Raw genomic sequence first — 22,001 nt, 5'->3', positions numbered from 1 at the left:
CTCTATTGTCTCGGTGCCGAAGTTGATCGGTCGGCCATCGCACGTTGATAGGTGTCGAACCAGATCTCCTGGTAAGTACTGTGAGCCACTCGCCCCTGCTCGTCCTCCCAGCGGTAAACACTGTCGCGGAAAGACGCATTGGGCCACGAGGGAATGGACGCGGTTGCGATGGCATCTCCCCTGAATCGATAGGTCTCGCCCTGGTCGTCACGCGCGGTGATCTCTTGGCGTATCGCCATATGCAGGCGCGGGTGGTACTCGAGCACATTCCGTTCGACCGCGGTTATCGACCTGGTCTCGTCGCCTCGCTGGATCCACGCGAAATGGTGCGAAGGGCGGTCCCCCACCTCGTACAGGCCAGCCCAGCGCGGACCGGTGCCAAGAGATTCGAAACTGATCTGGTTGAAGATGAGATCAGGGCCAAAGTACATGGGCGACCAGCCAACTGGAGGACTCTGCACCACCCCACGCTGCTCCACTCGAATCTGCCGCCATGATCGGTCTCTCGGTGCGTAGCAGTCGATGTCGTACGTTGCACCATCCAGCTTCAGCTTCCCGGTGACGTGCATGAACTGCTCACTGCCCCCCGGCTTCAGGGACTTGCCATGGTGGTCCTCTTCCCCTGGCATGACATGCCCACGCGCCAACAAGGGCGTGACGCCTTCGGCAAGAATGTCGAAGGACATCCGCCCGTCAGATGCCGCGTACGAGAGCTTCGCCGTTTTTCCAGGTTCGAGGAACTCCACTGACATACCGTTGTCCGTGGTGATGAGGTTGCCGTCAACACGCGGCCAGGGCATCGTGATCTCGTAGTCCAGATACGCCATGTCCGTGTACTCGACATTGTCGTTGCCCTGGAACAGGCACACCCCGCCCTGCGACAACGGGAACGCGGGCTGGTATCGGATGTATAAGAACGCACCAATAGCCGCTTCCGGGACTGAAAATCCGAAGTAGTGGGTGTGGATCAAATGTGGATCCCACTGCTCCCCGGGTTCCGGCAGCGGCAGCAGCAGGTCGGTGTCACCGTCATGGACACCCAGATGGGCAGCGACGGGATTCGAAGTCACTAGTACCTCCATATCGTGAGCCAGCTCACTGCCGGCGGTTTCAACGTAACGCGACATGAATGCGAGATCAAGTCTGAAAATACTTTCATTTTGAGATAATGGTTCAGTGACTCCAGACGAGAAACAGATGACCCGTACCGAGCGCCAGCGTCGGCGCACCCGACGCCAATTGTTGGACGCCGGCCGCACCCTTATCGCCGCAAAAGGCGTGCCAGGACTTCGCATCCAGGAGATCACCGACGAAGCCGACATAGCCCTGGGCTCGTTCTACAACTACTTCGACTCCAAGGAAACCTTCCTGGAGGCCGTGATCACCGAGAGCCTTTCCGAGTTAGCGTCAGCCATCATCGGCAACGCCGACAACGAGACAGATCCGGCAGAAGTCGTGGCATTAGCCTGCCTGCGAGTGGTCCGTTTGGCCCATATCGAACCCGACTTCGCCCGGCTGATCGTCAACATCAGCCACTCCGAAGCTGTATTCGGCGGCGCCCTGCATCCCCACGCACGCGTAGCCGTTGAGCGCGGCATCGACAGCGGCCGATTCATCGTCGCCGATGTCGAAGTTCTGTTGACCACCGTGATTGGAGGTGCATTCGCCTTGATCGGCCAGATCCTTGACGGGAAACACGGCGCGCGTGCCGAGCAGTCCTTCACCCGGCACGCGCTCGCCTCTCTTGGAGTAAATCCTCAGGAAGCTGAAGCCGTTGTCACCAAACTGGTTGATTCCGAACAGCTTTGAGGCTTTTCACGGACCTAACTGCGTGAACCCGCCATCGCCACCGGACTCTGTGCGCCCGTACCGAAGATAGCGGCCTTGAGCACCCCAACTTTGGACTTGATGAACACCTCGTCGTCGGGCCGCGATACAACAAACGAGAGGATCCACACGGACGTCAGCGCCAAGCCCAACGTGACAAGCCATGCCACGTGTGTGACGAACAACGACGCGTTGAGATTCAGGGCCGTCCACACCGGCCACGCCGTCGCGCCATTGGCGATACCGTCCGCCATCGGGATGAATGCAATGACCATTGCCAGCCTCCAACCCGGAAGATGCGGGCTCAGACGATAAATCAGGGCTCCCGCAGTCATCGGCATCACCGGGTTGACACACACCCACCACAACGGCAGCCCCCAGAAGTTCAATGGCTGCGGCCCGTAGTACTCGTAGGCACCCATCAGCACACCCGGACTCTCGAGCCAGATGTTGATGAACACGTCGATCACATAGAGCTGAAATACCGCCTTGCGCGTCACGCCGGTTGAGTAGATCCGATATGCAAGGTAGGCCAAGCCGCCGACGTACCAGATGTAGACGAAGTTGATGAAGAGCGGGAAGTCGCGGCCCATGGACGAGAAAGTCGTAGTGACCGCCCCTTCCCGGATATAGCAGAGGCCCAACGTGTCAACGATTGGCTCGAACAGGCACGCGACACCACCGCCTATAAGGCAATAGGCCAGCAGCGGACCGCGCCCTGTGATCAGGTGCTTGATCGCAAAGAACACACCGATCACGACCGGGATCCCCAGGAAGATCGTGAACAGCACCTCGGGCATGAACGGCATGGGTGTCGTCGGATGCGCCGGTATGTGCGGCGCCGCCAACACATGGTCGAGTGTGGTCATACTTCCCCTTCATCATCGTGGTTTCCGCCCTCGGACATGAGCAAGCGGTCTCACTCCAGGCGGGAGCATGGCGTGAGTCAGATCACTTGCACGCTACTCCACGATGAAAAGATGCTCAAGTATGAAATATCATTCACTCACGGACGAAGGCGGACAGCCTTGCGGCGTACGTGCATTCCGACTGCGACAGAACAGCTCTCATGCTGACCGCGATCCAGCCCCACCGATCACCAGCCAAGCAACAACGGCACGTCGAGGGCCACATTGGGCCCGCAACCGTGAATGGGGATTCATCTCGCATGCACGCGGGGACGCGCCCTACATCTGGAGTCACCGGAGAACGACTGCGCGGCAAGACTCGCCACGGTCTGCGAGCCCTGCCCGGCAGCCGCCTCGCCGAAGAGACTTTCGCCCCAACAGATACCAGAAACTCGATTAGTCAATCGATATTGATTTTTAATTCAGTTTAGGTAACCATCACGGTATGACTTCTAACACATCGACACTTCCGAGCCCCATCCCAGACGCTCCCGACTACGTGGTCATCGGCGCCGGTCATAACGGGCTCACCGCTGCTTGTTATCTGGCACGCGCCGGCCACAGGGTGGCGGTCCTGGAGGCTTCGCCGTCGATCGGCGGGATGACCACCACCAATGCGATTCTGCCGAAGGCTCCTCAACATCTGTTCAATGAGGGCGCAATTCAAGCAACGGGCATCTTCGGGCTCTCCGGCGTGGCCGAGGACCTCGAACTGCACAAATACGGGCTGCAGATGATCCCCGTCGATCCCGCGCACGTTCAGCTTGCTCCCGACGGGAGTTCACTAGCGATTTGGAAGGACGCGAGAAGGACCGCAGACGAACTGCGCAGATTCTCACCGAACGACGCACGCGCGTGGCTGGACTTGGCCAACGCGTTAGATCCGGCAATGGATTTGGTTGTGGCATACATGAAGGCGCATCCCCTGCGCCCGTGGACCAAGGAGATGGCTTCCGCCGTAGCCAGAGCGGTACGCCACCCCAAGCGACTGTGGTCGTTGCGGCACTTCGCCACCGCATCGCACACCGAATTCCTCGAAGAAACATTCGAATCAGAGCTTCCCAAGGGCGCACTGGCCGCGATGGCGGCGTTCTCACAGATGCGCCTGGACATGACCGCATGGGCGATGATCTACCTCGGAATCGTCCAGAAGACACCGAATCTCATGCCCGTGGGCGGCACCGGTTCGCTACCCGCTGCAATGCACCGATGCCTCATCGCGCAAGGGGGCACCGTGCACACCAACAGCCGCGTCGCGGAGATCGTCGTCTCCAACGATCGGGTCACCGCATTGCGTCTCGACAACGACAAAGTCATCCGTCCACGCCTCGGGGTGATCAGCACGTGCAACCCGGTCATCACTCTCAACGAACTGTTGCCCGAAGGCACACTCGACCGGAAACTGGCCATCCGTGCCAAAGACATTCCGATTCGCAAGACTCACGCCACCTCGCTGAAGATCAACGTCGCACTCAAGGGTCACGTCTCGATGGCCCGCCATGAAAAATGGCGGGGCAACGACATTGACCTGCGACGCCACCTGGTCGCGTGGCACACGTTGAAAGAACAGGACGCGGCGTGGAACGCGGTCGTGCGAGGCGAGTGGCCCGATCCAGTTCCGGTGAGCTGCTCGATGATCCCGTCAGCGGTCGATCCTTCTCAAGCACCCGAGGGCGGCAGCACGTTCTACCTTTGGTCCGGAGTCATTCCCGTGACTCCGAACGAACCCTGGGAAGACGTGCGTGACAAGGTCGGTGACTCTGTCCTGCGCAATTGCGCGGAGTATTACGAAGGCATCGACAGCCTCGAGATTGACCGCGCAATCCTCGGCGGACCCGACATTGAGGAGCGCTTCAACGCACCTGCCGGCAACGTATACCACGTCGATCCCCTGATCACCCGATTCGGCCCACTGAAGCCCGCCCCGGGGCTCGGCGCGTACAAAACCCCCATCGACGGCCTCTACCTCAGCGGAGCCGGCACGCACCCGGTAGGCGGCGTATGTGCCCTGCCCGGAAAGTTGGCAGCCCAGACAGCATTGCGCGTGCAGCAGTCGCAGAAACGGTGAAATCTCCCCGTCCCCATGATAAGTGATCCTTTCATCGTGTGTGGGGGGCCCGGAGGAACTCGCAGCGGGCGATGCGGGCTCTCGCCCGCTGCGAGGAACGTTAAGGTCTACGGGTCAAGCGCGGCAGACATCTCACGATGAGCAATCTGGTGGGCTTCCTCGGCATCGAGCCCGAACGAACGCAGCATCATCTCCGCGCCAGCGCTCTCGGTATGGGCCCCCGGCTCGATCCGGCCTGACAAGATCGCCCTGATTGCCGACATGGCCGACGCCTCCAAGGTCGTCAGACAGAGTTCGATGTCGGGAATGGTGAACCGACCAGATTCATTGCCGCGCAACAATGTATCGCGAGCCCATGGCTGTATCGCCGCGTCGAACCTACCTTGCGCGCCGTCGACGGCGACCAGAACGCTGGCGAGTTCCGGCTCATCCTGCCCGAAGCGCAGGAACCTTCGGTACGACGTCGCCGCACCCTCGGCCGGATCGTATTCCTCCTGCGCTGCAACGCCGATCGACGCAGCAAGCGTCTTCAGCACTTCGCCCACGACCGCTTCCACCAACGCATCTTTGGTGTCGAAATATGTATAGAACGTCCCGAATCCCAGATCAGCACGGGCAGTGACGTCACTGATGCGCAAACTGCGCAGTCCGGTGTCCGCAATCACCTCGCGTGCAGCAGACATCAGTCGCTCTCGCGCTTCAGCTTTCCTGCGCTCACGCCTGCCCAAGGGGGCTGATTCTGCACTCATCGCCCGAGTATCCCATCACCGCAGCTGAGATCACCACGATGTCTAGGCCAGGCTGCTGAATACTGTTAGAGCATTGCAATTTTGGCTCACTTCCACCGTCTCCTCAAACAGCACAAGGTCGATGACCCCTGCAGGAGCCACCGACCCTGTGCTGCCGAGACTAGACAGCCGCCGGTTGCGAGGCCCGGGTCTGATTGGCGTTGTTGCCGACGAACGTGGGCCCAACGATCAGAGCCTGCGACGGGTCCTCAGGGTCCGTCGCCAGCCCATCACCGGCCTTGACCCCGCCTTCCTCACACATCTTCTGCCACATGGCCGCACGCACCGCACGAGACGGTGTGAACTTGCCGTAGACGAAGACACGCCAGACCGTCCATTTAGGAGCTGCCAACGAAGCGGGGCGTCCAACGAGCCGGTGCAGGATCACCATCCACCCGATCATCATTGCCATCATGACCGCGGTCGCCACCCAGCGCATCCAGACCGGAATGGTCGAGTTGAGCGCAAGGATATGGACCGAGCCGACACCGAAGTAGGCAACCATCATCCCGAACGGTGCGGCCAAGAGAAGCAGCAGCTTCTGGGCACCCTTCAATCGCGGAACCGCATATGCCAAGACGGCGCCGACCGTGACGAACGAGCCGCCGTTGATGAAGCCCCACCAATACGGGAAGCCAAAGAACTCAAACGGCTGCACGCCGTAGTACAGGTAGACACCCAGGTTGATCCCGATGGTCTCCATCAAGGCATCGGTGGCGATGCCCAAGCCCAGCAGCATGAAGAAGACGTTCTGGTGCGCACCGTTACGGATCACGAAATAGCAGAAGTATGACTCGAGGCCCAGAAACGCGACGTAACAGAGCGGAATCAACGCGGGCACCGTAATACCGAAGTTCGTGAAGGCCGGGACCAGGTTGTGAGCCCAATGCAGGTGTCCGAGGAGGTCGAGCATCGGCTCAAGGAGGCTGCAGAGCAGTCCACTGCCCAGCACGATCAGCGGGACGTAGTTCCGGCTGCGGACGGCGGCGCGGATCGCCCAGGGCAGGGCGAAGACCACAACCGCAGCACCGGCCACGAAGAAGAAGATGACCTCTGCGGTGGTGCTGGCAGCGAATTCGCCTGGCGCAGGCTGCATCTGCGGCGGCCACCCCTGGTCGTCACTCACTAAGGGCCACCAGCCGGTGGCGAGCATTTGATTCATCGCGTTTGACCTCCTCAAGAGTCGGTGGCTAGGCAGGTTGCACTGCACAAGCGCAGGCTTGCGGCAACCGCCGCCACAACCACAGCCACATGTGGACCAGCTCACACTAACACTATGACCATACATTGTGTATACCAATCAGAATCTCAGTTAAATTAAGGAGTACGCGGGCGCCAAGAGAGGAGATCAACAGGCTCCGAGGAGCATCGGTGCCGCGACCACAAAGAGTTCCGACAGGGATTCACTGCGTCGGCAGATAGCCGGTAACAAGCCGCTCGAACGCCTCGCGAAACACGCTGTCATCCTCACTCGCCGCCGAGAGGCGATCTCTCAGCCGCACTACGGTCGGCGCTTGGACCCCAGCCTGAGGCCACCGAGAAGGCGCGCTCAGTCCACGGCGCGAAGCGCGGTAGAGCGCGCATCCCAGCGCAAGGCTGAATGCCGACACCAGCAGGTGCGCCGCCTCGCTCTCACCAATTCCATTGCGCTCCAACAGCGTCAGCACCTGGTCGCCGAGTCGGGTCGCCACCGGGCCTTCCATCGGGCGTTCACCGACTGCACGCGCCAAACTCGGGTGGTCCAACAGCAGCTCGTAGAGACTCCCGAAACAGCGAAGCAGCTCGGCGGACATCGGTGCAGATGGATCAGGCACCGGAACATCACGCAACGACTCGTCCACGACCACGTCTATGAGCGAGTCCTTGTCCGGGAGATACCGATACAGGGCCATCGGCGTGACGCCAAGGGCTCGTGAGACGTTGCGCATGCTGATCTTCTCAATGCCCTCGGTGTCGGCAATCCGCAATGCGGCCCGCACCACCACCTCAAGCTTCAAACCCGCGCGGGCCATTGACCATCCCCTCGTTGCGGCTAACTTCCACCGAAACCTTGCACCCGGGCAAATATACACCGTAGACTTCCGTTTCTATTCAGTATTCAAAAAGGACGGGAGCCGCAGTGCACGCTCACCCGGCACACCAACTCTCCGAGGACAACGCGCTGCACGCGGCCTCACCACCGGGAGCGACATGGAGCTCGATCAACCTCGCCGAGGCCGTACCCGGCGTCATGACCCCTCTCTGCGCGAGCGTTTGGGTGCCCGCCAGCGAGCTGGGCCTGCGCGAGCCGTTCGTCGCGATGGGCGCCTTGCCCGCCAAGCGAGGCATCATCCCGTCCGACCCCTTCGAACGCATCACCAATGCGTTCTTCGGACGCATGGCAGTGCGCGTGGACTTTCTTTGCGAGATGGGTGACCTCATCCCCGGCCAGTCCGGCGAGGCGCTCTCCCGCGACTTCTTCGGATTCGTCCCACCGCACTTTCACAGCAAGCCTTCGGCCCGACGGTTACCATCCATAATCAGCCGCTATCCACGGACCGTCGCCACGATAGGTCGGCGAATCGTACAGCTGCGCATCAGCACAGACCTCTGGTGGCGACGTGAAACCTCGCGCGCCGCCAACCTCGATCTCGCCAGCGCCCAGCAGATGGCCGCCGGAGCGCGCGACCGGTTTTTCACCACTCTGGCGGCGCAAGCTGTCATCAGTGCCACCGTGATACAGCCTGTCCAAGAGCAATTCTCCAACCTCTGCGCAGCCACCGGCGCGGACCCGGCAGTGCTGCTGCGTGGATCGCCACACGAAGAAAGCTCCGTGCTCGACGACCTCTGGGCCACATCTCGTGGATCCCTCGATGTGGAGGAGTTCGTGCGACGGCACGGGTATCACGGACCCGGCGAGGGCGAATTGGAGACCCGCGTCTGGCGGGAAGACCTGGCCGCCGTTCACGGCTTAGTCCGTCGATACCAAGCGAAACCTGATACCGCGTCGCCGCGCGCGCATGCCGCCGAGCATCGACACCATAGACAACAGGCCGAGCGTCGGCTGATGTCCGCGCTGGGCCCGGCGAGTAGGCTACGGGCACATATCATTCTGCGTCTGGCTAGGCACTGCATCCCATTACGCGGGACCGGCAAGGTCGCCTATCTGCAAAGCCTTGACGTACTGCGGGCAGCCGCGCGACGCATCGGTTCACTGCTGTTCTCCGCCGGGCGGCTGGCGGCGACAGAAGATGTCTTTTACCTCACCATCGATGAATTGACGGGTGCCGCAGCAACCGACTCCACCGTAGACCTACGCAGCGTCGTCGCTAGCAGGCGCGAAATACGTTCTCAATACCAATCATTGGCAGTTCCCAGGGTATGGACCGGACAGCCCGAACCCGAATCGATATGTGAGCCTACTGCGATGCGCGGCACGTTGTCAGGCATCGGTGCATGTACGGGCGTCGTCGAGGGGCGTGCCGTCGTAGTCACAGATCCCCTCGACACAGACATCACCGACGGCGATGTTCTCGTCGCTCACACCACCGATCCGTCGTGGGTCTCCTTGATGTTCCTCAGCTCAGCCCTCGTTGTCGATATCGGGGGAATGATGAGCCACGCCGCTGTCGTGGCTCGCGAACTGGGCATCCCGTGCGTGATGAACACGGGCACCGGCACAACGACGTTGCGCACTGGCGACCGTATCCGTGTCGATGGCACCGCCGGAACCATCGAAATCATCAGTCGAGATCTCCAACCGTCCCCCACCAACGAAAGGACTTCCTTGTGACCAGTTCCGTCCGAACCATCTCACCGCATGCGGGCGGCGCCGAAGTGTGGGGGCCATTGGCCACACCCATACACACCGACTCAGCCGGACCCAACGACCCGATATGGAAGGACAACGGCTACCTGTCATTCTGGGATGTCACATCGAATATCTATGGCACAGTCCACGTCTCGACATCGCCCAATGACGATCAGGCACGCCGAGCCCGTTTCTCGGTGTACCTCGACGGCCAGATCATCGAGCTCATCGAAACGCTCCCTCCCGGTTCCTTCACAAGCGATTCGATTTCCTTCGGGCTGGACGGAACCATCGCCGTCGATCACCCAAACCTGAAGGTGCTCATCGGCAACACCGCGCTGTGGGTACCGGCCGACTTCAGCCTCAACGAACTCATCCCACCGCTGGTTCCCGGGAAGCCACTGCAGCACTTTCAACAAGCGTGCGATGTACAGGGAACCATCGCGCACGGCGGCCGCACCTGGTCCCTTGCGGCCACCGGAATGCGCGACCGCACATGGGGTTTCCGTGATGAGGCCGCACAGTGGATCGAATATGCCGGCCTGGTGTGCGTAGTCGACGGCGCCTTCGTCTCCGCCATGAAGTTCCTGGGGACGGACGGAACCCTGCGATCGGATGGGTACTGGGTCGACGGCACAGGTGCAGTGCTGATCACCGACATCGCCTTCCGACGCAACGCGGCCGCACAGTTCTTGGCCGGCACCCTCACCCTTGCCGATGGCCGGATCAAGACTGTCGCGATGATGGCGCGACAAGCTGGATTCTTTGTACCGATGGGCCGCGAGACCGACGGTCCGGCGTTCGGAACGTACGACGACTTCATGACACTGCGCTGCGGCGAGCACGAGGGCGCAGGGTTTGTCGAGCAGGGCATCGTTCACCGAGTGCACTGACGGTCACCCACGCGAAATCCTCAACGACACAGGAGATGACAATGGAAATCAATCGGCTCCGCATACTCCGGGCACTGCGATTGAAGGGCAGGATTCCTGGCAACGAAGTGCCAGGGGCCGCCGGCATGAGCGAAAGCCAAGCCGCCGAACTGGTCCAAGAGCTGACCATCGACGGCCACATCGAGGAAGTGCGCGGCAGGTTCAAACTCTCGATCCGTGGTCGCGAACATCTCGACGAGCAGCTCGCCCTTGAGCGACTGACCCTTGACGAGGCACGCATGATCGGCCTCTACGAGGAGTTCGACGCGCACAACAGTGCGCTGAAGTCGTTGATGACACGCTGGCAGCTCAAGACCGACAACACGCCGAACGACCACAACGACCCCGACTACGACCAGGCTGTCATCGACGATCTGGCGTCGGTGGACGCGGACTTTCAGCCCTTGCTCACACGCATGATCGAGACCGCGCCGCGCCTCGGGCATTACCCGGAACGGTTGAGCGGCGCACTCGAACGCATCATGGCGGGCGATCACAGCTGGTTCGCCAAGCCTCTGGCTGACAGCTACCACACGGTCTGGTTCGAGCTGCACGAAGAGTTGATCGGCCTCGCCGGCCTGTCCCGCACCGAAGAGGCCGCCGCAGGACGCGCCGAATGAGCGCCCCCTGCCCACCTGGAATCGGATATGTACAGGCACTGTCCGGTGTCGGTCAGCTGACTCGTGACCAGATCGGCGGCAAGGCCTGGAGCATCCAGCAGATGCTGTCTCTGAACATCCCAGTACCGCCCGCATTCGTCCTGACCACGGCCGTCTGCCGCGAGTACCACGAGAACGGCCTGGAGATCCCCACGGGCCTAAGCGCCGAAGTGGCCAGTGCGATGGAGCATTTGGAGCAGCGCACCGGACGGCACTTCGGCCAGATCGACCGCCCCCTGCTGGTGTCGGTGCGTTCCGGGGCATCCGTCTCGATGCCCGGAATGATGGATACCGTTCTCAACCTCGGAATGAACACTGATATCGAGAACGCACTGGGCGCCGAAACCTCCGATCCCGCATACGCCGCCGACACCCGCAGTAGATTCATCGATCAGTTCGAGAAGATCGTCGGCATCGTCCCGCCTGAAAACCCTTGGCAACAGCTTGATCTGGCAATACGAGCGGTCCTGGACTCCTGGCATTGCACGCGTGCACGCCAGTACCGCAGCTCCCGCGGCATCTCTGACGAGGGCGGCACCGCGGTGACCATACAAGCGATGGTCTTCGGGAATCTCGACGACCATTCTGGAACCGGTGTGCTCTTCTCCCGAAATCCACTGACCGGGGCCTCCCAGCCGTACGGTGAATGGCTGCCACGCGGCCAGGGCGAGGATGTGGTCTCCGGACGTAAGGACGCCCAGCACCTTGACGCTCTTGCAACAACCATGCCGGCAGTGCACCGCGAGCTACTCGCCGCCACAGCCGTACTTGAGCATCACGGTCGCGATATGCAGGACATCGAATTCACCGTGCAGTCGGGGGCCCTGTGGCTGCTGCAATCCAGAGCAGCTAAGCGTTCTCCTCAGGCAGCTCTCCGATGTGCGGTGCAAATGCGCCACGAGGGCCTCATCAACACCGATGAAGCATTGAATCGCGTGACGCCCGAACATGTCCGGGCCCTACAGCGCCCCCGCCTGGATCCCGCGGCCATCACTGGCTCTGTGCCCGCGGCTTCCGGGAAACCTGCTTCGCCGGGCATCGCCGTGGGAACCGTTGTCACCGACGCCGACGAGGCTGAGCACCTCGCCGATGAGGGGCAGGACGTGATCCTGGCGCGGCCCACCACCGATCCAGACGACGTTGCCGCGATGTCCATGTCGGTGGCTGTTCTCACCGAGTTGGGCGGCTCGACCTCGCACGCCGCCGTTGTGTGCCGCGAGATGGCGGTCCCATGCATCGTCGGATGCGGCCTCGACACGGTGACATCCCTTGCTGGCGAGGTCGTCACCGTCGACGCCGACAACGGCACGGTGTACATGGGCGCGCTGCCCGTCGACCCCCCGGTATCGACGCAGGACGAGGATCTGCAGACCGTGGAACGGTGGCTGCGCGAGGAACTTTCAGACCACGGGCCTTCCGACATCATCGCGTTGATCGAAGGACGTCAACAACGCGGAGGAACTCAGTGACAACCGTAAATTCCATGTTGGACGCATTGGACACCCTTGACGCCCGGCCCGGCGTCATGTGGACGACCGGCAATGTTGCCGAGGCATTTCCGGGGGTGTTCACCGCGCTGGGGCTGAGCTTCGGCTTCGCCCCCATGGAGATGGCATTCCGGCGAATGTTCCACGACCTGGGCGTCTACTCCGCTGCCGAACTGGCGGTGCCCGACCAAGCCGAAGACTGTTTTTGGTCGGTGTTCAATGGAAGGGGCGCCGGCAACATCGACAAGTTCCGCGAGATTGCCAACCGCATGCCCGGCACTACTGCTAGCGCCGTCGAACAACAGTTGTTCGGCTTTACGCGCCCCGAAACGGTCAATGAAAACACCTACAGGCGATACCCGTTCATCTTTTCCAAAGCATCACGCTGGCTGACGCTGACGCCGCACCGTCATGACGCGATGTTTGCGACGCTGCGCCGATGGCGGCTGCAGCAGCTCCCCCGCGTCAACACGCTCGACGAACAAGGTTGTCTCGCGGTACTGGCCGATGCGCGAGCGCGGTTCGAGGACATTATGAGCTTGCATATGGGTGTTGCGATGATCAGCTCATCCCTGGCCGAGAAGGTCGCCGAAACTGCGCGAAAGGCGGGGCATGACGGCCTGGAAGCCGCCCTGTTGTCCGGTGTCGGCTCCGACGAGAACGAGGTTGCCCACGATCTGTGGGCACTGGCTCACGAACGAATCACCCTGCGTGAGTTCACCAGTCGCCATGGATACCATGGCCCTAACGAAGGCCAGCTCTCCGGCGTCACCTGGCGCGAAGACCCAGCGCCGGTGATCGCCCGTCTAGCCGACTACCGTGCAATCGGTCCCGACAGCCCACGCACTCCGCGTGCGCGCAGCGCAGCGCAGGCCCGAATCCGCGACGATGCACTGCAACAACTGCTGGATAGCATGCCAAAGACCAAGCGCGCCATAGTCAGATCCCTTGTCAGGCTGACGGCCCGCTACCTGGCACTGCGCGAGCAAGGTAAATCCGGATACCTGCTGACCTACGATGTCGCGCGGGCTGCCGCCCGCCGCATAGGCACTGTTCTGGTTGAACGCGGAGTCATGGATGACGTCGAGGACGTCTTCCACCTCGACTACGAAACGCTGGCAACCGGAATCCAGACCGATCAACGCGCCACCATAGTCGAACGTAAAGCGCGCTACCGCCGACAGCAGCAGCTTCGTCTACCGAAGTCTTGGAGCGGTCTGCCCCAAGCGATCTCATCCACCGAAATGGACCAGGCCCGCCTCGCCGTAGGAGACACACTCACTGGTGTCGCCGCCAGCGGCGGTGTGGTCACCGGACGCGCGCGCGTGGTTCTAGACCCGGACGAGATCGACCTCGACGAAGGCGACATCCTCGTCTGCGAGACCACGGACCCCGCCTGGGTTCCACTGTTCCTGGTTGCCGGAGGCGTAGTCACCGACCACGGCGGGCTCCTCAGTCACGGCCCCATCGTGGCCCGTGAACTCGGAATCCCTTGTGTATGCGGCACCGAAAGCGGCAGTCGACGGATCGTCGACGGTGATCTCATCACCGTCGACGGAGATCTCGGGACGGTCCGAGTGGTAAGCGTGAGTCCGCTCGGGTGAGCGGTCCTCACCTCAGTCCGCGTCGGACCATCCGGTCCATCATCGATCAAGCACGGTGACGACCCCGGCGTTGGCGTCCACCCGCACTCTCAGTCCGTTGCGGAGCATCGAGGTGCCGCTGCGAGTATTGGCGATACACGGCAACCCCAACTCCCGGCAGACGATTGCGGCGTGACTCATCTGGCTGCCCACATCCGTCACCACCGCCACCGCGAGCGGGAAAAGAGACGCCCAGGAAGGGTCGGTTGCCCTACACACCAAGACAATGGGCTCGTTCCCATCGAAGCAATCAGCCTCATCAAGATCCAACACAACGTGAACAACACCCTCAACTACTCCGGCGCTGACACCAATCCCCGCGATTTCCCGGCAATCCCGGAGACTTTCACCGCCGTCGCGCCCAGGCACCTCGGCCGGAGGAACGCCGCGCCACACGTGAGGCAGGTCTATCGAGGAGTACGCCCGATGATCCTGCCGGCTACCGCGCCAGTACCGTCGAAGTTCAAGCACCACAAACGAAGTGGCTCCACGCACGTGACCCGCAAGTTACCGGTGGCCGGACCTCGATCATCAGCGGCCCTACCCCACGAGCGATCCACCAGGAGCTCTCCGTCAGGGAGCAGCGCTATGGTCTGCGCCCACCACAAGTCGAGATCCCCCGGCCACCTGCCGGTGTGCACAAACACGCCAACACCTTCTTCGGGCGACCACACATGGAAATACATCGTCTCGCTCCAGCCGGTTTATGTCGCGGCACAGAGCACAGAAGATCGCCAGCAGGCTCAACCTCGAAGGGGTCGTCTCCCTCCCTCATGTCGTTATCGACCTCACCAGCCATCGGCTGCATCCTCTCTGAACATTCATGAGGGGAACACGTGCTCTCGGGATTGTCTGATCAGGCCGGGAAAGGGTCGTTCTGCCCCGACGCGTAAGGATCGCGGGCGTTCCTGCGGTTGGTCACCAGGTCTTTGAAAGCCCCCAACCGGCCGCCCTTGTCTTCCAGCCGAAGGTGCTTGAGCATGATGCGCGCCGCATTCTGACCCGGCATACCGCTGATGCCAGCGACCGGATGCGTACCCGAGCCCGTCAGGTAGAGACCGTCCACCGGGGTCTTGTACCCGGCGAATCCGGCGACCGGCTTATTGGGCCCAAACCGGGTGATTGTCGGGTCAACGTGGTACACCGAGCCGTCAATGGCCCAAAAACGCTCCTCGATATCGGGAAGGACCAACGGCCGCACCGCAACCTGCAGATCCTCGACACCCTTGTAGTAGTCGTCGGCGTCCTTGATGATGCTGTCCGTGATCTTCTTGCGGGCGACGTCCCAGCCCTCCTCGGGATAGGAGGGAGTGAGCCCGGTCCAGAACCACCAGAGATCCTTTCCGGGAGGCGACATCGACGGATCGAACGAGTTGGTCACCTGCGCCAGACCTGGAATCGCGTCAGGCACCTGCCCCCGCACGCATGCCCGCGCAGCCTCCAGGGCTTGCTCATAGGTGTGGTAGCAGTTGCACGCCTGGCGCAGGTCGATCCCGTCACCACGCCACTTCTCATGCTTCGACATATCCACTCGGCCCGACAGCGCGACGTTGACCTTGGCGTCGGCGATACCTCTTTTGCGCGTGGGGATGTGGTCGGCCGCATTCTGCTTCTTGGGCTCCAGAACGCCCCGCGGCAACAACCTCGTCAACGTCGTCTTCGGGCTGCAGGCCGTCAGCACCCCCCGGCGTGCCCGGATCTCACCACCTCCGGAGATTCGCACACCTGTGCACCGGTTGTTGGTGATGATCAACTCCTCCACCGGCGAGTTGGTGATCACATCACCTCGGTGATCCTTGATGACCCCGATCAACGCTTCAGGCAGCGAACCGGTGCCTCCGTGGAACATCGCCACGCCATACTTGCTGAGCACGCCCAAGTAGATCAGCGACCACCCTGACATATCAGCGTCAAATGGCATGAAGGGCAAGGACGTTAACAACGGCGCCCGGATCATGTCGTGCTCGAAGCTCTCCTCAACCGCCTCCGCCTGCGAGGAGGACATCCATCGGCCCAACGCGATCAGCTGCTTGCGATTCTTCGCGAGGGCGCGCGCCGATTTGAGGATGTTTTTGACCTCGGGCTCAGTGACACTGGTCTGCATCATCGGCAGCCCGATCTCCACCGCCGCATCAATCACCTCGTAGAGCTCGATCAGTGCGCGCGCGTCCTTCTTAGAAAAATATGCCAGCTCTGCGGCCGTCTTCCGGGGATCGCGCCACAGCCCAAGCGATGCACCGTCGGCTGCCAACTGAAAGTGCGCCGGGTCAATGACGGTCTGGCGCAGCCCGTAATTGCGCGAGAGCCCAAGATCCCGGTCGATCGTGGTGGTGCGGAACAACGAAGCCTGAATCGACGCCTCATTGATCATGTACTCCGGCGCTTCTGGGGCAAATGGATTCGTCGACGTCATCCCGCCAGCGGTCGCCGCCGCCTCCACCACCAGGACATCCAGCCCGGCCTTAGCCAAATAGGCCGCGGCCACCAGCCCGTTATGCCCGGAGCCGACAACGACAACATCAACCTCACGCGGGAGCAGATTTGCGCTCATTCACCATTCCTTAGCAATCAAACCGATCGGACCGGAGACTGATTTGAATGTAAATTAAAACAGTCTGACTAGACAGACTGTACGCGGACGTGACTTAGCGCACAACCCCTTCGAGAATCATCGAAACGCTCTTGTGCGCGTGGACCGTTGCGCAGCCCTGAAGTCGCGCCACCATGGATAGGATCAACCCATGTCAGCCCTGCTCCCCGCGCCACAGCAGCCGGCTGATCGCTTCCCTGGAAGGGATGAAGCGGCCGCCCGGTCATTCCGGCTGAGACTCTCGACAGCAATCGAGCGCTTGGCCGGAGAGGGAACCACATACGCCGAACTCAGCGTCGAACGCCTCATCCGCGAAGCCGGAGTATCCCGCTCCACGTTCTATAAGTACTTCGGCGACAAGACCCGGCTGCTATCGAGTTTGGCCGAGACGGTACAAGTAGAATTCCTACGGGCAGCGAATTCATGGCTTGAGCTCCCCAGTGCCGCTGAACAATCCGATTACAGGGCGGCGTTCGCCACGATCTTCCACACCTATCGATCACACAGAGTTGTCATGCGCAGCATATCTGAGCAGGCCAATCATGATCCCGTGATACGTGATCATTTCGCTCGGATGATGGACGCCTTCGTCACCGCAGTCGAACAACACATCCGCCAGGGACAGAACGCCGGCTCCATCGTCGGTGAGCACTCCGCACATGATTTGGCGGTGTGGATCACGTGGATGCTCGAGCACGGCCAGCTGCTGTTCGTTGGCCCAGCGACCGAATTAGAGTTGGAGCAATACACCTCAGCGGCGACCGAAATCGTGTGGCGAGCGCTATATTCGCTCCCCGAACGATGAGCAGGCCGGCCAGGCGTCGGCTTCCCAACAGGACCGCCAGACGCAACGACACCCTGGCCGCCTTGGCGGTGGCCGCGGCATCATGTGCCGACGGGAACCAGTCGAGCTTCGCCAACCTGACCGTCGACCGGCTCGCACGCCATGCAGGGATTTCCCGAGCGAGTTTCTACATCTACTTCGAGGACAAGGCCGAGCTGGTCCGCGCCTGGAACCGCGACCTCGATGAACGGGCGCACATCGTTCTGGCGCAGTGGTGGCCGGCAGGACCACCCACACCTTCTGCCATCCGGCAGATGCTCAACCAGCTGACGGATATCTACAGCGGAAACCGCGTGGTGCTCAACGCGATTCATGAAATGACCGCACACGATCCGCTGCTGCGCCAGACTCGCGCCGACAGCTTCGCCGCAATCTGCGGGGCACTCCGTCAACATATCGTGCGCGGGCAGCAAGAAGGCTGGGCTTCGAACGGTCTCCAGCCCGCAACAACGGCCGCGTGGATAGTCTCCATGCTGGAGCGAGTCCTTCAGCAGGTGGTTCCCGCACGCCAGAGCGCCATGTCACTCTTGGACACTGGAGCAGACGTCATCTGGAGAACGCTCTACCAGCTGTAGACGCCACGCCCCTCCAGACCGCCGTCCGCTGCAGCGGCTGCGACATCAACTACACCTCTCCCTAGACCGCAGGCTCGCACACAGCAGTTTGCGTTCCAGCCGTTGCATCATTCGCGGAAATGCCCTTATAGCAAGCGAAGAGACCTCCGACCAGACCAAGGACTGCCGCTTCCACCACGCCGATGACAACATTGGACGGCTGTGCCAACAACATCAAGTTACCGATGAATTGACTTATCGGCGTGTGCTGGCCAAAGACCGAGAAGAAGAAGACCCCGGTCGCTGCAACCACTATGAACGACAACAGCACCGCGGCCACCGCACCTGCCAGCACCCGCGGTACAACCAGCGCCTGCATGGGATCTACGCCCACCGCCCGCAGTACCTCGATTTCCCTCTGTATCGCGCACGAACTCACGTCCACGCAGACCGCCGTTGCACCTACTGCCGCCATCACCAAGACGGTGTCCGGCGAAAGGTGCGCTATTTCAAGCAACATGACCTCAAAGATCACCATCACCGCGAAGGGTATCGCCAACATGACCGTCGGCAGGGCCGCCAGTCGCACGATCGAGGTCACCTGCAGGAAGAACTCTCGCCACACAATAGGACGACGCACCATGACGGCAAGCGTGTCTAGTGTCAAGACAATGAAGCCACCAAGGGTACGGCCTGGCTTACTCGCAAGCTGAGCGATCTCGTCTTCTCGATCAGTGGCGTAATCAGCAGATTCCGCCGCATCCCTAGCCACTACCCGCCCAACCTTGACAGCATCACAGCTCTCCCTTCGGCCCCACGCCTTACGATCACAGACAGTGACTTACTCTAGATTAAATTATTTCATCGCTCCAGTGAGGCGCAGCTCTTCCACGCCAAATGGGCTTCGAGTTCAACCGGCGCGTACTTGATTTCCCATGGGCTCCCACTCGAGAGCCTGCACGGCCCGCCTTGGGCATGCCATACCCACAAGCGTCAAGGTTTTCTAATTTGTATTTATCCGAGGATCGGACGGCTCATCCCTACGACCTGGACAATTCATCTAGGGCAGATTCGATCTTCTCCTTAGAGCTGTTAGGGCTCATCGGTGGTGCTCCCGGCAATCGTAGATAACCAATCGGACTTACCAAACAGGACGTCGGCATCCTTCCAAGACTCGTCTGTCTTGCCTTTGGTGAGCCCGGCTTGCTCACCGAACACTGCACTGGACAGCCCTCGGGCCCTGGCTTCGGCCGCTCGCTTCGCCAACTTCAGCCGCCTCGGGTCTTCGCCAGGTGTGGCGTAGAACTTCCCGTCCCGCAGTAGGATTTTCACCGTCTCCTCGCTCACACCAAGGCGCTCACCGATCTGTCTACGGGTAGCACCGTTGTGCTGGAGTTCGACGGCCTGTTGGCAGCGTTCTAGGCGCTCCATACGCACGACGTTGTTGGCGGTGTTTCGACCGTCGTTTGGGCCGGCCGGTGGTTTCGCTTCTTGCCGGCAGTCTCCACAAACAGGCCCAGTAATGCGCCGGGCCGCCATCCAGGAGTGGCCGCAAGTCGTGCACACTAGCCCTATCCCCTTGGCTGGAAGCCGATTAACGGTCAATGGCGACCGTGTGTACAGGGCTGCCAGGTAGTCCGTCGCCGACGCAATGGGGATACCGAACTTTTGCGCGTTTTTGGTTTTGCCGGACATCGAGGCAGGGTCTGCCGCCACTAGCAGCTGGCAGTTCATCTTGGTAACTGACGTGACCGGCTCGAGCCCGTGTTGGAGAGCAAGAGCTTCGAGTTCCTCACGTTCGGCGGGCTCACCGTTCAGCCATTGCGCGGCTCCTGTGAAGCAAACCTGAACGCCTGCATGAAGTTCGAAGGTCTCGGTCATGATTCGGTATGGGTTGGTGCGCGTGCAGACCACGGTGTCGTCAAGTTCCAATAGAGCCGTGATGCGGCGGAGCTGCTCGAATTCCTCATCGGTCACAACCCCGTCGTCGAGGGCCGCGTCGATGAGCCCGTTCAGGAATTCTTTGTGTGCTCGTGCACGGCTCTGTTCGTTGAGACCGAGATGCTCGGCAAGCAGCGCCAGCTCGCGGCGCTCTTCGGTGTCGAACTTGAGGTCAGCCACGGCGTAGTCCACCGAAGCGGCGTACGTATCACGTTGCGGGCGGGTTGATCACGAATGCGAGGCTAGCTGTTCTATGCAGGCCAGGCCCGATCATGTTCTTCAACATGCCCCAAGCCCTACACCAACGCGCGAGCGGCCGCGACTACTGCGTCCGAAACACAGCGAGCCACAACACTATCCAATTTCCAGGACTGCCAGAACAACGGCACGTCGAGATACATGTCCGCTGCACGAACGAACTCGCCGTCAGACAGCACCTGTTCGGCCAACAATTCCGGATACATACCCCACCCCAGCCCGGAACTTACTGCGGTGGCGAATCCCTCGGTCGAGGGTATGTAGTGAACCCGCCTGGCGATAGCGCGGCGAAAGGCCTTTCGCACAAGCTGGTCTTGAAGGCCGTCATCCCGGCTCCATGCGAGCGAAGGCGCGGCCGCTACGGCATCTGCGGTGAACCCGCCTGCCAGATAGCGGTTGAAATATGCGGGGGATGCCACAGGTACGTAGCGCATTGCCCCAAGGCGCCGCACCCGACATCCCGGTACTGCCACTCGCTCAGTCGTCACTGCGCCCATCACAACACCCTCGCGCAAGAGCCGTGACGAAAGGTCTTGATCCTCAATGCGGATGTCGAACAACACATCAAGACCAGCACCAAGCACAGAAGGAAACCATGTCGCCATGGAATCTGCATTCACGGCAACTGCTACTCGTCTGTCAGTCGAGATTTCGACGCCGGCCTCGGACAGTGCCTCGGACTCCAATATCGCCGTCTGCGCGGCCAGACGCACCAATGGAATCCCAGCAGCTGTTGCTTTGCATGGCTTTTCACGCACAACCAAGATCTGGCCAACATGTTTTTCAAGTGCCTTGATCCGCTGACTCACCGCAGACGGCGTCAACTTCAGCGCGCTGGCAGCCATGTCGAAGCTACCGAATTCGATGACGGCCGCCAACGCCGCGAGTTGGCCCGCGTCCAATCGAGTCTCAGTTTTTTGGCGCATATGCCAAACCTGCGCCAACCGTTGTGAGTATGCGCCACGTGCGAAGAGTTTTCGCAGCGGCGAAGGCGATCAGCTGCTGCGAGTTCCTCACATTAGAAATGTTAATGCATAGTAAGAATCATTAGCTGGACTGCATATTGCCGCGACCCTAGCGTCGACGTTGTGACCGTTGTCTTTCTCGGCTTTCTCACCGGAATCTCCCTCATCGCCGCCATCGGCGCCCAGAACGCCTTCGTGCTCAGGCAGGGGATTCGCAGTGAACACGTACTGCCGGTGGTCGCCGTGTGTATCACCGGCGACTTCCTCCTCATCGCCGCGGGCATCGGCGGCCTCGGCGGCCTCATCGCCGCCACGCCGAGCCTGCTCACCGTGGCCAAGGTGGGTGGCGCCGCGTTTCTGATCGGCTACGGATTGTTGGCCGCCCGCCGCGCATTACGCCCCGGAACCCTGGTCCCTGCCGAATACAATCCGGCCCGCCTCGGCGCGGTGCTGACGACCGCGCTGGCCATCACCTTCCTGAACCCGCATGTCTACCTCGACACCGTGGTGCTGCTCGGCTCCCTGGCCAACGCACACCAGGACGCACGCTGGCTGTTCGGTGCGGGCGCCCTGACCGCGAGTGTCACCTGGTTTGTGGCACTCGGATTCGGCGCACGGCATCTTGCCGGACTGTTCCAGCGCCCGGGAACCTGGCGCGTGCTTGATGCCGGGATCGCCGTCGTGATGATCGCACTGGGCATCTCACTGGTTAGCTGATCGCCCTTGCCGAACCATTTGGTTCGGTGT

Annotated in this window: 20 protein-coding genes; 10 read left to right on the top strand and 10 right to left on the bottom strand. The window is 61.3% G+C overall.

All coding sequences use genetic code 11. The features are described from left to right. Positions 1 to 2 precede the first annotated feature (2 nt). A complete protein-coding gene (locus B4383_RS21610) occupies positions 3 to 1,127 on the bottom strand; it encodes a tyrosine protein kinase (protein ID WP_078293240.1) in 1,125 nt (374 codons plus the stop codon). 49 nt (positions 1,128 to 1,176) lie between these two features. Between B4383_RS21610 and B4383_RS21605 the strand changes: the two genes are divergently transcribed. Then, entirely contained in the window at positions 1,177 to 1,809 is a 633-nt protein-coding gene (locus B4383_RS21605; RefSeq protein ID WP_078293239.1) for a TetR/AcrR family transcriptional regulator, read from the top strand. 14 nt (positions 1,810 to 1,823) lie between these two features. Here B4383_RS21605 and B4383_RS21600 read toward each other — a convergent pair whose 3' ends face one another. Beyond that, positions 1,824 to 2,696 carry a hypothetical protein gene (locus B4383_RS21600; RefSeq protein WP_078293238.1) on the bottom strand — a complete coding sequence of 291 codons (873 nt, stop codon included), beginning with the start codon at positions 2,694 to 2,696 and terminating at the stop codon, positions 1,824 to 1,826. Positions 2,697 to 3,180: 484 nt separating this feature from the next. Between B4383_RS21600 and B4383_RS21595 the strand changes: the two genes are divergently transcribed. Then, entirely contained in the window at positions 3,181 to 4,803 is a 1,623-nt protein-coding gene (locus B4383_RS21595) for an NAD(P)/FAD-dependent oxidoreductase (protein WP_078293237.1), read from the top strand. Positions 4,804 to 4,910: 107 nt separating this feature from the next. On the opposite strand, the gene B4383_RS21590 is transcribed toward B4383_RS21595, so the two are convergent. From B4383_RS21590 to B4383_RS21580, 3 genes are all read right to left on the bottom strand, one after another. Next, positions 4,911 to 5,486, bottom strand: coding sequence for a TetR/AcrR family transcriptional regulator (locus tag B4383_RS21590; protein ID WP_078293236.1), 576 nt, complete (start codon positions 5,484 to 5,486; stop codon positions 4,911 to 4,913). A gap of 226 nt (positions 5,487 to 5,712) precedes the next feature. Continuing rightward, entirely contained in the window at positions 5,713 to 6,753 is a 1,041-nt protein-coding gene (locus B4383_RS21585) for a hypothetical protein (RefSeq protein WP_078293235.1), read from the bottom strand. Positions 6,754 to 6,994: 241 nt separating this feature from the next. Beyond that, the gene (locus B4383_RS21580; RefSeq protein WP_078293234.1) at positions 6,995 to 7,603 is read right to left on the bottom strand and encodes a TetR/AcrR family transcriptional regulator; all 609 of its coding nucleotides are present in this window, start codon (positions 7,601 to 7,603) and stop codon (positions 6,995 to 6,997) included. Between the two features lie 245 nt (positions 7,604 to 7,848). Between B4383_RS21580 and B4383_RS21575 the strand changes: the two genes are divergently transcribed. The 5 genes from B4383_RS21575 to B4383_RS21555 all read left to right on the top strand — a co-directional run bounded on the left by B4383_RS21575 (position 7,849) and on the right by B4383_RS21555 (position 14,063). Further along, on the top strand, positions 7,849 to 9,363 hold the full coding sequence (locus B4383_RS21575; protein ID WP_078293314.1) for a PEP-utilizing enzyme: 1,515 nt from the start codon (positions 7,849 to 7,851) through the stop codon (positions 9,361 to 9,363). Continuing rightward, a complete protein-coding gene (locus B4383_RS21570; RefSeq protein ID WP_078293233.1) occupies positions 9,360 to 10,274 on the top strand; it encodes a hypothetical protein in 915 nt (304 codons plus the stop codon). Before B4383_RS21575 ends, B4383_RS21570 begins: the two co-directional genes overlap by 4 nt. Positions 10,275 to 10,399: 125 nt before the next feature. Then, the gene (locus B4383_RS21565) at positions 10,400 to 10,933 is read left to right on the top strand and encodes a hypothetical protein (RefSeq protein WP_286150713.1); all 534 of its coding nucleotides are present in this window, start codon (positions 10,400 to 10,402) and stop codon (positions 10,931 to 10,933) included. After that, on the top strand, positions 10,930 to 12,441 hold the full coding sequence (locus tag B4383_RS21560) for a pyruvate, phosphate dikinase (RefSeq protein ID WP_078293231.1): 1,512 nt from the start codon (positions 10,930 to 10,932) through the stop codon (positions 12,439 to 12,441). Before B4383_RS21565 ends, B4383_RS21560 begins: the two co-directional genes overlap by 4 nt. A gap of 14 nt (positions 12,442 to 12,455) precedes the next feature. Further along, entirely contained in the window at positions 12,456 to 14,063 is a 1,608-nt protein-coding gene (locus tag B4383_RS21555) for a PEP-utilizing enzyme (RefSeq protein ID WP_078293230.1), read from the top strand. A 39-nt stretch (positions 14,064 to 14,102) separates the two neighbouring features. On the opposite strand, the gene B4383_RS21550 is transcribed toward B4383_RS21555, so the two are convergent. Beyond that, positions 14,103 to 14,597, bottom strand: coding sequence for a PEP-utilizing enzyme (locus tag B4383_RS21550; protein WP_078293229.1), 495 nt, complete (start codon positions 14,595 to 14,597; stop codon positions 14,103 to 14,105). A 361-nt stretch (positions 14,598 to 14,958) separates the two neighbouring features. Beyond that, positions 14,959 to 16,653 (bottom strand): NAD(P)/FAD-dependent oxidoreductase, encoded by a 1,695-nt coding sequence (locus B4383_RS21540; protein ID WP_078293228.1) that lies wholly within the window; start codon positions 16,651 to 16,653, stop codon positions 14,959 to 14,961. 190 nt (positions 16,654 to 16,843) lie between these two features. Between B4383_RS21540 and B4383_RS21535 the strand changes: the two genes are divergently transcribed. Together B4383_RS21535 and B4383_RS21530 are read left to right on the top strand one after the other, a co-directional pair. Further along, entirely contained in the window at positions 16,844 to 17,497 is a 654-nt protein-coding gene (locus tag B4383_RS21535; protein ID WP_078293227.1) for a TetR/AcrR family transcriptional regulator, read from the top strand. After that, positions 17,494 to 18,111 (top strand): TetR/AcrR family transcriptional regulator, encoded by a 618-nt coding sequence (locus B4383_RS21530; protein WP_286144125.1) that lies wholly within the window; start codon positions 17,494 to 17,496, stop codon positions 18,109 to 18,111. Before B4383_RS21535 ends, B4383_RS21530 begins: the two co-directional genes overlap by 4 nt. A 61-nt stretch (positions 18,112 to 18,172) precedes the next feature. Here B4383_RS21530 and B4383_RS21525 read toward each other — a convergent pair whose 3' ends face one another. From B4383_RS21525 to B4383_RS21515, 3 genes are all read right to left on the bottom strand, one after another. Then, positions 18,173 to 18,808, bottom strand: coding sequence for an ABC transporter permease (locus B4383_RS21525; protein ID WP_353615632.1), 636 nt, complete (start codon positions 18,806 to 18,808; stop codon positions 18,173 to 18,175). 374 nt (positions 18,809 to 19,182) lie between these two features. Further along, positions 19,183 to 20,223: a hypothetical protein gene (locus B4383_RS21520; protein WP_078293226.1), complete on the bottom strand. Its 1,041-nt coding sequence runs from the start codon at positions 20,221 to 20,223 to the stop codon at positions 19,183 to 19,185. A 104-nt stretch (positions 20,224 to 20,327) separates the two neighbouring features. Then, entirely contained in the window at positions 20,328 to 21,215 is an 888-nt protein-coding gene (locus tag B4383_RS21515) for a LysR family transcriptional regulator ArgP (protein WP_078293225.1), read from the bottom strand. A gap of 162 nt (positions 21,216 to 21,377) precedes the next feature. Here B4383_RS21515 and B4383_RS21510 point away from each other — a divergent pair, with 162 nt between their 5' ends. Next, positions 21,378 to 21,971, top strand: a complete 594-nt coding sequence (locus B4383_RS21510; RefSeq protein WP_078293224.1) for a LysE/ArgO family amino acid transporter — start codon at positions 21,378 to 21,380, stop codon at positions 21,969 to 21,971. The last annotated feature ends 30 nt before the right edge of the window (positions 21,972 to 22,001 follow it).

Source organism: Mycobacterium sp. D16R24, from assembly GCF_002013385.1.
Taxonomy (GTDB): domain Bacteria; phylum Actinomycetota; class Actinomycetes; order Mycobacteriales; family Mycobacteriaceae; genus Mycobacterium.
The sequence above is the reverse complement of the archived record's forward strand: the minus strand, read 5'-3'. Positions and strand labels throughout refer to the sequence as shown.